This window comes from Escherichia sp. E1V33, assembly GCF_004211955.1.
Classification (GTDB): domain Bacteria; phylum Pseudomonadota; class Gammaproteobacteria; order Enterobacterales; family Enterobacteriaceae; genus Escherichia.
The window spans coordinates 60,100-71,508 of sequence record NZ_RHJI01000033.1 but is presented as its reverse complement, the minus strand read 5'-3'; the positions used below and the strand labels follow the sequence as shown (position 1 = coordinate 71,508).

Annotated in this window: 9 protein-coding genes and 3 pseudogenes; 8 read left to right on the top strand and 4 right to left on the bottom strand. The window is 47.6% G+C overall.

What is annotated here, in order from left to right:
* From D9742_RS22080 to D9742_RS22070, 3 genes and pseudogenes are all read left to right on the top strand, one after another.
* Positions 1 to 178, top strand: a pseudogene (locus tag D9742_RS22080) (RHS repeat-associated core domain-containing protein); the annotation flags it as partial.
* A gap of 403 nt (positions 179 to 581) precedes the next feature.
* On the top strand, positions 582 to 1,211 hold the full coding sequence (locus tag D9742_RS22075) for an SMI1/KNR4 family protein (RefSeq protein WP_130238257.1): 630 nt from the start codon (positions 582 to 584) through the stop codon (positions 1,209 to 1,211).
* 915 nt (positions 1,212 to 2,126) lie between these two features.
* Positions 2,127 to 2,714 carry a DUF1629 domain-containing protein gene (locus D9742_RS22070; protein WP_130238256.1) on the top strand — a complete coding sequence of 196 codons (588 nt, stop codon included), beginning with the start codon at positions 2,127 to 2,129 and terminating at the stop codon, positions 2,712 to 2,714.
* Positions 2,715 to 2,828: 114 nt separating this feature from the next.
* On the opposite strand, the pseudogene D9742_RS22065 reads toward D9742_RS22070, so the two are convergent.
* Positions 2,829 to 3,221, bottom strand: a pseudogene (locus D9742_RS22065) (hypothetical protein); the annotation flags it as partial.
* A 143-nt stretch (positions 3,222 to 3,364) separates the two neighbouring features.
* Between D9742_RS22065 and D9742_RS22060 the strand changes: the two are divergent.
* Positions 3,365 to 3,733, top strand: a pseudogene (locus D9742_RS22060) (ISAs1 family transposase); the annotation flags it as partial.
* A 57-nt stretch (positions 3,734 to 3,790) separates the two neighbouring features.
* On the opposite strand, the gene yafV reads toward D9742_RS22060, so the two are convergent.
* On the bottom strand, positions 3,791 to 4,561 hold the full coding sequence (gene yafV, locus D9742_RS22055; RefSeq protein ID WP_130238254.1) for a 2-oxoglutaramate amidase: 771 nt from the start codon (positions 4,559 to 4,561) through the stop codon (positions 3,791 to 3,793).
* 180 nt (positions 4,562 to 4,741) lie between these two features.
* On the opposite strand from yafV, the gene ivy reads away from it, so the two are divergent.
* Entirely contained in the window at positions 4,742 to 5,188 is a 447-nt protein-coding gene (gene ivy / locus D9742_RS22050; RefSeq protein WP_001308392.1) for an Ivy family C-type lysozyme inhibitor, read from the top strand.
* A gap of 168 nt (positions 5,189 to 5,356) precedes the next feature.
* On the opposite strand, the gene fadE is transcribed toward ivy, so the two are convergent.
* A complete protein-coding gene (fadE, locus tag D9742_RS22045; RefSeq protein ID WP_130238252.1) occupies positions 5,357 to 7,801 on the bottom strand; it encodes an acyl-CoA dehydrogenase FadE in 2,445 nt (814 codons plus the stop codon).
* Positions 7,802 to 8,040: 239 nt separating this feature from the next.
* On the opposite strand from fadE, the gene lpcA reads away from it, so the two are divergent.
* Both lpcA and D9742_RS22035 read left to right on the top strand, forming a co-directional pair.
* Positions 8,041 to 8,619 carry a D-sedoheptulose 7-phosphate isomerase gene (lpcA, locus tag D9742_RS22040; protein ID WP_000284053.1) on the top strand — a complete coding sequence of 193 codons (579 nt, stop codon included), beginning with the start codon at positions 8,041 to 8,043 and terminating at the stop codon, positions 8,617 to 8,619.
* A 205-nt stretch (positions 8,620 to 8,824) separates the two neighbouring features.
* Positions 8,825 to 9,592 carry a class II glutamine amidotransferase gene (locus D9742_RS22035; protein ID WP_130238251.1) on the top strand — a complete coding sequence of 256 codons (768 nt, stop codon included), beginning with the start codon at positions 8,825 to 8,827 and terminating at the stop codon, positions 9,590 to 9,592.
* Here D9742_RS22035 and dpaA read toward each other — a convergent pair.
* The gene (dpaA, locus tag D9742_RS22030) at positions 9,563 to 10,303 is read right to left on the bottom strand and encodes a peptidoglycan meso-diaminopimelic acid protein amidase (protein ID WP_130238250.1); all 741 of its coding nucleotides are present in this window, start codon (positions 10,301 to 10,303) and stop codon (positions 9,563 to 9,565) included. The genes D9742_RS22035 and dpaA overlap by 30 nt on opposite strands.
* A 312-nt stretch (positions 10,304 to 10,615) precedes the next feature.
* On the opposite strand from dpaA, the gene D9742_RS22025 reads away from it, so the two are divergent.
* Entirely contained in the window at positions 10,616 to 11,365 is a 750-nt protein-coding gene (locus D9742_RS22025) for a C40 family peptidase (protein WP_130238249.1), read from the top strand.
* Positions 11,366 to 11,409: the final 44 nt, after the last annotated feature.

Here is an 11,409-nt window from a genome sequence, read left to right as displayed (position 1 = left end):
GCTGCGGCTGCCGGGGCAGTATTATGATGAAGAGACGGGGCTGCACTATAATCTGTTCAGGTATTATGCGCCGGAGTGCGGGAGGTTCGTAAGCCAGGATCCGATTTCGATCCGTGGCGGGCTGAATCTTTACCGGTATGCGCCGAATCCTATTAGCTGGATTGATCCACATGGTCTACATCAATTAATTGCGTTTTTAAATGGCGAACCAGTATTAAATCCTACGAAAGGTAGTGGTGGTTTATGGAATAGTGCATGGGGTTCAAGTAAAGCGCCATTCAATGGTTATGGTGCAGCAGGCCATAGTGAGGCTCAATTGCTAGAATATTTGAACAGAAATTATACGCCGAGTGAACTAAAGGGGGCAACATTGGAAATGTACTCTCTGGGACAAATGATGAATAATGGAAAATCATTAAGAAGTGAACTACCGGCATGTCCAAAATGTCAGGATGGTATTGCTGACTTTGCCAAAAATAAAGAAATGAATTTAGATTATTCATGGACTGATAGAGAAGGAACAAAACATACATCAGGATGGGATTCACAAGGGAATGTAACTCATTGTTAAGAGAGCGTGTATGAGTATAAATAGGTTGCGACAAAAATTGAATGAAGTTAAAAATAAGAATATATCTCTACCACCTGAGTGTAGTTCTTTACAATTTGCTTCTGTTATTAGTGACAAAGATGTGTCATTCTTTGAAAGAAAATATAACTTTAAACTCCCTTATGATATAAGGCATTTTATTACAGAAGTTGGAAATGGAGGTTTTGGTCCTGGATTCGGTTTGAAGCCTTTAAACGATGATAGTTTTTATCATCCATTTACTCCAGCCGAAAATAGAAATGCATTTGATTTGTCTGTGCAGTTTCCATATTCTGATGGATGGAATTATGAGGATTTAAGAATTGCGATGGAGAATAGTAATGAAAATAAAGATGAACTACTGGAGTATTATTTTTCAATAAACAGAACCCCAGGTTGTTTTCAGATTTGCGATTGGGGGAGTGGAGGAGTTGCTTTACTTGTAGTAAATGGTAATGAATATGGCAAGATTTGGATAGACTATAGAGATACATTTGGTGGAATTAGGCCTGTACTATTAAAAGATGATTCTGTAGATCATATGTCATTTTGTCAGTGGTATGAGGCTTGGTTGGATGAAATTCTGATGGAGATACCATTAAATCAACGTCAATTTAGATAAAAATCAGTAAAGCAGATTATAAACCACAGATGAAGACATAATGAATAATGTATCTAATATTGAACATATAGATGCTTCTAGGCCAGTTTGCATTGATTGTGAAAATATGATGAAAAGCAAGGGGGTGACAACAGACACCTCAATGTCTGGTAAAAAAAGTAGAAATCGTATGGGGTTAGAAGATTGCTAATGGCGAGCCTATTAAATGAATATGGGGAAAATTTCTTAAAAAGTTGGCTGATTTTTCTCCAGAAAAAAAGTTAATGCTTGGGTTAATCTATATTAACAGACAAAAGAATCTTGTTTTGTTATTTGATAAGCTTTATCACACTAAGCTTCATGATTTTTTTGTGATTATATACAGTATGGTGTTGATATTATAGTTGAGGGTAAGTCTATTGTTATTGATACAAATGAAATATATTCTATAATACCTGATGCAGATGATTATTCAGAAAAAGAATGCTCTTATGTTCAAAATGCTTTATTGTCTCTGTATTATTTGTTCGAGTTTTACATAACGAAAGAGATTGATTTTTTTCAGCAATCATTAGACATGGTGTTGGAAAATGTAGATGTGATTTCTTATGGCAAAGATAAAGTATATGATGAGAGAAAGGTTTTCTCGCATGAAGTTCTGGTTCTAACGGATATTTCTGATAAAGTGAATTTATATTGGGGAAATTTGCACATAGTGGAAGACATTTAAGTTCGTATTTTGATGCAGCCAGAAGAACATTAGCATCAGCAGAATTAAAATTAGGTGTTCTCACAAAAGCGACTGATGAACAGATTTTAAGTAAGATACATGCATCCGAACGCCTGATGAAACATGCCCTGAATATGGATAAACTCAGGTTACAATCAACAGATCGGCGTGCGCCTGGAACTCATTCAAATTCTTAGGGGGGATTAATGAGGTACTTTTTTTTAGAATATAAATATCCACGAAAAGGTTTTATTGATGGGGCTGTAAGTTTTAGCCCATCATTGAAGGTCAACTATAGTGCAATTAAGTATAATTTACCTAAATTCACGATATCTGAAATTACTCTTCAGCCTTCGATAAGAAAAATGGATGTTGATTTTTTCTACACAACAGCATCAGTATTGTTGGTTTCAGACGATTTAATGAGTGCTTTAGATGGTTTAAATATTGGACAGTTTATTCCTTCAGTGGTTAAATATTCCGATGGGTCTATAGTGAACAAAAAATATTGGGTTACTCATAACTTAAGAAAAATAGATTGTTTGGATTATAATTTATCAGAATACGCTGGAAAAAGGATGGTGCTGGATTCCATACAAAATCCGCCTAAACGTATAGTTAAAGGATTGAAAAAAATAGTATTGGATGTCAGTAAAATTAATGGTGCGGATTTTTTTTTGCTTGACAATTGTCAATATATGCCGAATCCTATTATATCAGAAATCTTGTATGAAAAAATAAAGAAATATAAGCTCAAAATAAATGCTACTCCTGTGGGGGATTTTAAGGTTTAAATGATGGATCGTCAGCCTGGACAATGGTAACGGGCGCAGCGTCCGCAATGAGATGGGAATATTTCTCCCGGATATCCGCCAGTAATAACAGGCGAAAATCCGGGAGGACTGATCTTACGGTTGAATAAGATCCTCAATAAATGCCACGCCGTCAGCAGTACGCAACCAGCGCGGCGCTTTCAGTTTTGCCGCAAAGAACCAGACCAGTCCACACAGCAGCCACGTCAGGGGTTGTTCCATTTTAGATCCCTGCACCTGTTCCGTCAGGAGCTGGAGTAATACCTCGCAATATTCACACAATTGCTCAGGAGCCGGGTCAAAGTGCAGAAATGAGGCAAGCAGGTCGTCGAGTGTCAGGTTTTCTACCAGATGGGGGGGAATGGGATCGTTCAGCGTGGGAGACAGAATGGCGATACTGGCGCGAAGTCGTCCGTACAACGCCATTTTCAGCGCCGGATCGTGACATTCGATCAGGGTTTCAGCGAAGCGATCGCAGTGATCGGCTAGGTCAGCAGGGAAAGATCATCATAAGTCATTTTTTGTGCTAAATAATTAGCACCATATGTTAAATAATTGAGATGTATTAACTAAAACTATTTTTCATAGCTTATACATGATCAAATACTCCTTACATAATTAAGGAGAACAAAGTGGAACTTAAAAAATTGATGGAGCATATTTCTATTGTTCCCGATTGCAGACAAGCCTGGAAAGTGGAGCATAAATTGTAAGATATTCTTCTGTTGACTATTTGTGCCGTTATTTCTGGTGCAGAAGGTTGGGAAGATATAGAGGATTTTGGGGAAACACATCTCGATTTTTTAAAACAATATGGTGATTTTGAAAATGGTATCCCTGTTCACGATACCATTGCCAGAGTTGTATCCTGTATCAGTCCTGCAAAATTTCACGAGTGCATTATTAACTGGATGCGTGACTGCCATTCTTCCGATGACAAAGACGTCATCGCGATTGATGGAAAAGCACTTCCACACTCCTATGATAAAAGTCGTCGCAGGAGAGCGGGCTTTCGTAGTCTTACCCCGACTCTCCCCGGCCCTAAACGCAACGCCCACTCACCACAACCTAAACTCATCCGCATCACGCCATGCCGGAAACTTTTCTCTATATTCCCGTAATGCCACCATCGAAAGTTCAGCATCAATGCGCGTTGCCTGATGCGCGTCGGCAGTAGCGATAATCTCGCCCTGTGGATTAATCACCCGGCTGTCACCGCGATAATGGCAGCTGTTGCCATCGCTGCCGACGCGATTGCATCCCGCCACATACGCCTGATTCTCAATCGCGCGGGCTGTCAGCAATGCCTGCCAGTGCAGAGAGCGCGGGGCAGGCCAGTTGGCAACGTAGATGGTGAGGTCATAATCGTTGAGATTGCGCGACCACACTGGAAAGCGCAGGTCGTAGCACACCAGCGGCAAAATACGCCAGCCGCGCCATTCCACAATCACTCGCTCATTGCCCGCTTTATAATGCAGATGCTCATCCGCCATTCGGAACAGATGACGCTTGTCATAAAAATGCACCTTGCCGTCCGGCTCAACCAGCAAAAAGCGGTTAACCGAACCAGACTCCGTTTGTAATGCAACACTGCCTGCAATCAGCGCATTGCACTGCTGCGCTTTGGCGGTCATCCAGCTCACCACGTCGTGCTGCGCTAGCGACGTAACCGCCGCTTCCATGGCAAAGCCGCTGGTAAACATCTCCGGCAAAACGATCACATCACGCCCGGTAATACTTTCCAGCTGTCGATCAAAGTGGCGCAGGTTGGCAGGGCCATCCATCCATACCAACGGTTGCTGCAAAAGCGTAATCTTCAAACCAGGCACGGTGTACAACTCCTTTATGTGAAGGGTTTTATAACTTTAACACCTTATCAGGCTATTACCTTACTGCGGAATAAATTGATAACAAATGCTGATATTGGAAATATCTGATTTGCAAATTATCGTGTTATCGCCAGGCTTTAGGGCGTTAATAACATGGGCAGGAGAAGCTCGGGAGGAATGATGTTTAAGGCAATAACGACTGTCGCCGCTCTGGTCATCGCCACTAGTGCAATGGCGCAGGATGATTTAACCATTAGCAGCCTGGCAAAGGGCGAAACCACCAAAGCTGCATTTAATCAGATGGTGCAAGGGCATAAGCTGCCAGCCTGGGTGATGAAAGGCGGTACTTACACTCCCGCACAAACGGTGACGTTGGGAGATGAGACTTATCAGGTAATGAGTGCGTGTAAGCCGCATGACTGTGGCTCGCAACGTATTGCGGTGATGTGGTCCGAGAAATCTAATCAAATGACGGGATTGTTCTCGACCATTGACGAGAAAACGTCGCAAGAGAAACTCACCTGGCTGAATGTGAACGATGCGCTTTCGATTGATGGCAAAACGGTGCTGTTTGCAGCGTTGACCGGTAGCCTGGAAAACCATCCGGATGGCTTTAATTTTAAATAATTAGCACATAGAGAAGCGGAGCCGAAAGGCTCCGTTTTTACATTGGTGACAAACCTAATATTGCCTGATGCGCTACGCTTATCAGGCCTACGAAGACCATGCAATCTATTGAAGCCGGATACGGCGTTAACTATCTCTGCAACGGAGCCTTTCGGCTCCGTTATTCAATTACGCGGCTTCAACTTTCCGCACTTTCTCCTGCAACTTTACCGGTTTCGTCGCCAGCTCTTCCGGTTCAAAGTCATCAACGTTAATACTGCGCAGACGGCTTTCTTCCGCTTTCACCAGAATGGCGGCTTCATCTTTATCAATCAGCCCCTTCGCCAGCGCGTTGTGCGCCAGTTCATCCAGACGGGTAAACGGCAGGTTTTTACCCAGCTCTTTACAGATCCGCTGATGAATTGGGTCGGCGGCAATCACATCCACCAGCGCCTCTTCCAGCAAACCAACCGGATTATGTTCGCTCGGCGTCAGGTACTGACCGCGCCCAATACGTGAACGGGTGGCATTCGGCACTTGTAAAATCTTCGCCACTTTATGATCCAGCTTGTCAGACGGTGCCAGATAATGACGTCCGGTCGGGAAGATCACCACATTCAGCAACCCGGCAACCACGCGGTTCGGGAAGTTTTGCAGTAAATCGTCCATCGCCTGTTCAGCCTGATACAGCGCATCCTGTACGCCCCAGTGCACCAGCGGCAGGTCGGCTTCATTGCGTCCTTCGTCGTCATAACGTTTCAGAACGGCGGAGGCGAGGTAAAGCTGGCTTAAAATATCACCCAGACGTGCCGAGATGCGTTCGCGACGTTTCAGGCTGCCGCCCAGCACCGCCATCGAGACATCAGAAAGCAGGGCGAGGTTGGCGCTCAGGCGGTTCAGATGCTGATAATAGCGTTTAGTGGCATCGCCGGTTGGCGTGCTGCTGGTTAAACCGCGCGTCAGGCCCAGCCAGAAGCTGCGAACTTTGTTACTGCCGACGTGACCGATATGTTTGAACAGCAGTTTATCGAACGCGTTAACGTCATTGTTCTTCGCTGCTTCCATCTCTTCCAGCACGTACGGATGGCAACGAATCGCTCCCTGACCGAAGATCATCATGCTGCGGGTCAGAATGTTGGCCCCTTCAACGGTGATGGCAATCGGTGCGCCCTGGTAAGCTCGCGCCAGGAAGTTGCTCTGCCCGAGCATAATGCCTTTACCGCCGGTAATATCCATTGCATCAATAATTGACTGCTGCCCGCGGTGGGTACAGTGATATTTAACGATAGCCGACAGCACGGCGGGTTTTTCACCGAGCATAATGCCGTAGGTAATCAGCGACGCCGCCGCATCCATCACATAGGCATTCCCGGCAATACGCGCCAGCGGCTCTTCAATCCCTTCCATCTTACCAATAGAGATTTTGAACTGACGGCGAATGTGCGCATACGCGCCGGTTGCCAGCGCTACCGATTTCACGCCGCCGGTTGAGTTGGAAGGCAGAGTGATGCCGCGGCCTACCGAGAGGCACTCCACCAGCATCCGCCAGCCTTGCCCGGCCATTTTTGGTCCGCCGATAATGTAATCGATCGGTACGAAGACATCTTTACCGCGCGTCGGTCCGTTCTGGAACGGTACGTTCAGCGGGAAGTGGCGACGACCAATTTCCACGCCCGGCGTGGTGGTCGGGATCAGCGCACAGGTAATACCTAAATCTTCTGCACCGCCGAGTAATTTCTCCGGGTCGGAGAGTTTAAACGCCAGCCCAAGCACAGTCGCAATCGGTGCCAGCGTAATGTAACGCTTGTTCCAGGTCAGACGCATGCCCAGCACCTGCTGGCCCTGCCACTCGCCCATGCAGACAATCCCGGTATCCGGAATCGCGCCCGCATCGGAACCCGCTTCCGGGCTGGTCAGTGCAAAGCAAGGGATCTCCTGACCACGTGCCAGACGCGGCAGATAGTGATTTTTCTGCTCGTCAGTGCCGTAATGTTGCAGCAGCTCGCCCGGGCCTAATGAGTTCGGCACGCCGACGGTAATCGCCAGGATCCCGCTCACGCCGGAGAGTTTTTGCAGCACGCGAGACTGGGCATAAGCCGAGAACTCCAGCCCGCCGTACTCTTTTTTGATGATCATCGCGAAGAAGCGATGCTCTTTCAGATACGCCCACAGCTCCGGCGGCAGATCCGCCAGTTCATGGGTAATCTGGAAATCATTCGCCATCCGGCAGGCTTCTTCTACCGGGCCGTCGAGAAACGCTTGCTCTTCGGCGGTCAGGCGCGGCTGCGGATAGTTATGCAGCTTTTTCCAGTCCGGCTTGCCCTGGAACAAATCGCCTTCCCACCAGGTGGTGCCCGCATCAATCGCTTCTTTCTCAGTGCGCGACATCGGCGGCATCACCTTACGGAAACCGCGAAATACCGGCGCGGAAATCATCGACTTACGCATAGGCGCAAAGTTAAATGGCACGAGGATAATGGCCAGAGGCACCAGTACCCACGCCGACCACAGACCAGCAACGCCGAGGGCGGCTGTCCAGGCGAGCAAAATCAGACTGCTGATAAATAAGCTCACGCGGTGATAGAACAACGCGCCGAGCAGGACAACCGTAGCGAGAATACTCAAAATCATCATAACGAAAAGCCCCTTACTTGTAGGAGGTCCGACCACTTGTGATGATATGGTTGTAGTGGATGTAAAAACATTTAGCAATGTGTTTACAATATAATTACAACGAAGCTCACATTGTTGCTGTTTTTATCCGCACTTCAGGTCAAAAAGTCCTGGTCATAGCACCTGCCCGTACTTCTCGCTTTTGGCAGTATCCGGTACACTGCATTTTGTCTATTACATTTATGCTGAAGGATATCCTCATGTACCAGGATCTTATTCGTAACGAACTGAACGAAGCGGCGGAAACGCTGGCTAACTTTTTAAAAGATGACGCCAATATTCACGCCATTCAGCGCGCGGCGGTCCTGTTAGCAGACAGCTTTAAAGCCGGTGGCAAGGTGCTTTCCTGTGGCAACGGCGGCTCCCATTGCGACGCCATGCACTTTGCCGAAGAGTTGACCGGTCGCTACCGTGAAAACCGTCCGGGCTATCCGGCGATTGCCATTTCAGATGTCAGCCACATCACCTGTGTTGGCAACGATTTTGGCTTTAACGATATTTTCTCCCGCTACGTTGAAGCGGTAGGCCGCGAAGGCGATGTGCTGCTGGGGATCTCCACCTCCGGTAACTCTGCGAACGTGATCAAAGCGATTGCGGCGGCGCGTGAGAAGGGGATGAAAGTGATTACCCTGACCGGTAAAGATGGCGGCAAAATGGCTGGCACGGCGGATATCGAAATTCGCGTTCCACATTTTGGTTATGCCGACCGCATTCAGGAAATTCACATTAAAGTTATCCATATCCTGATCCAGTTAATTGAAAAAGAGATGGCTAAGTAAGTCTGGCGTAGGCCGGATAAGGCGTTTACGCTGCGTCCGGCATTTGTGCGCTGATGCCTGATGCGACGCTGACGCGTCTTATCATGCCTACAAATCTGTACCCGAACCGTAGGCCGAATAATGCGTTTACGCCGCATCCGACCTGAAAATACTTAAATCAATCTTCGCCGGGGGCCATGCGCTCCCGCTGTTGTGGAGGTTACCGATGTGCGAATTGCTCGGAATGAGCGCCAACGTCCCTACCGATATTTGCTTTAGTTTCACCGGGCTTGTGCAGCGTGGTGGTGGAACCGGGCCACATAAAGATGGCTGGGGCATCACTTTTTACGAAGGTAAAGGCTGTCGCACATTTAAAGATCCACAACCCAGCTTTAATTCCCCCATCGCTAAACTTGTCCAGGACTACCCGATAAAATCCTGTTCGGTTGTGGCTCATATTCGCCAGGCTAATCGGGGCGAAGTGGCGCTGGAAAATACTCACCCGTTTACCCGCGAGTTATGGGGACGTAACTGGACTTATGCGCATAACGGGCAACTGACGGGCTATAAATCACTGGAAACCGGCAACTTCCGCCCGGTAGGCGAAACCGACAGCGAAAAAGCCTTCTGCTGGCTGCTGTATAAATTAACGCAGCGTTATCCGCGTACGCCGGGCAATATGGCGGCGGTATTTAAATATATCGCCTCACTGGCGGATGAACTGCGGCAGAAGGGCGTTTTCAACATGCTGCTTTCGGATGGGCGCTATGTAATGGCGTATTGCTCGACTAATTTACACTGGATCACCCGCCGCGCGCCGTTTGGCGTGGCAACGTTGCTGGATCAGGATGTGGAAATCGACTTCAGCTCGCAGACCACACCTAATGATGTGGTCACGGTGATTGCGACACAGCCGCTGACGGGCAATGAGATCTGGCAAAAGATTATGCCAGGCGAATGGCGCTTATTTTGTCTCGGGGAGCGTGTAGTTTGATGCCAGTTGTGGTTGCACAACTTCGTGGCTTAACGGCTTGCTGACCACGTAACGGCCATTGACCACAGAAACGGTCGGTGGCTTACGGGTTTGCTCAAAGTAGTCGTAGCCTGGCTTCAGTTGCTCCCAGAAGTCCTTAAAGTTGGAATATTTGTGGCGCTTCATATTAGCGTCGGTCATGCGGAACGGGTAAATGCTCACTTGCACGCTCGGCTGACCAAATACCAGCGCGCCAGTAACGAACTGGAAGATCTCGTCAATGCCCTGATTGGTCATCGCGTAGCAGCCGATGGAAACACAATCGCCGTGGATCATCAGGTATTTCCCTTCATAACCATGCGCACGGTCATAGGCGTTAGGAAAACCAATATTAATCGCTTTGTAGTAACGGCTATCTGGTTTTAACTGATTACGCTGGACACTATAAAACCCTTCCGGACTTTTGAAATCGCCCTGACGTTGTTTCGGACCTAACCCGCCGGAATATTTACAGATTTTATAGCTGTCGAGCAGCTGATATTGCTCGCCCATTTTGACGTAGAGATCGAGCGTACGTTCTTCCTTGAAGATCTGGATGTAGACAGGGGATCCCATCAACTGCTGCTTATACTCTTTGCTCACTGGCGTGGTAGAGCTACTGCTGCCCAGCAAACCGGCAAACGAAACGCACGGGATCAACAACATCGCAAGAATTAATGCGATTTTACGCATACTGCTTATTCCTTGATAAAACGGTTACACACGCCAGGACGGCAAAATAGATCCCAAATCGGAATAGTCTGGATTTGGAAGGCTCACATTATCACCAAAAGAGTTTTACGCAAGTCTGTCGGCGCTGGGTTTACAAATTTAGCATAAGTAGCGATTTTCAAAAGTCCGAAAAGCGCATGTAAAACGGATTTATTTCTTATTTCCTAAGATTATGAAACCTCGATAGTAATATGCAAATAAGCAATTAATAATCCCGCTTCTCCTTCCTGTCCTCTAATATTCTCATCTTCATTCAGCCGGTTTATATCTTCCATGTATTTGTTCTCTCACGACAGATTGCTGCGCCTGGGCGTGTTTTCTTTGCCCCTTTTGCTTCCTTTACTCGCCAGCGCCGCCACACCGCACACCTCCCTCAGCTCCGCCGCTCGCCAGCGGATGCAAAACCGTGCGCGTTTATTAAAACAGTACCAAATCCATCTGAAAAAACAGGCCAGCTATATTGTGGAAGGCAATGCCGAAAGCAGAAGGGCGCTACGCCTGCACAACCGCGAACAGATAAAACAGCACCCGGAGTGGTTTCCTGGTCCGCTCAAGGCGAACGACCGACGCTGGCAGGCGCTCGCAGAAAACAATCACTTTTTAAGCAGCGATCACCTGCACAACATCACTGAAGTGGCGATCCACCGCCTGGAGCAGCAGCTTGGCAAGCCTTACGTCTGGGGCGGCACGCGGCCCGATAAAGGCTTCGACTGTAGTGGGTTGGTTTTTTATGCCTACAACAAGATCCTCGAGGCGAAACTCCCGCGCACGGCCAATGAGATGTATCACTACCATCGGGCAACGATTGTGGCGAACAACGACCTGCGCCGGGGAGATTTGCTGTTTTTCCATATCCACAGCCGCGAAATTGCCGACCATATGGGCGTGTATCTGGGCGATGGGCAATTTATCGAGTCGCCGCGTACGGGGGAAACCATTCGGGTAAGCCAGTTAGCTGAACCTTTCTGGCAGGATCACTTTTTAGGCGCGCGGCGGATTTTGACGGAAGAGACGATTTTGTAGGACGGATAAGGCGTTTACGCCGCATCCGGCAGTTGTGCGCCGAT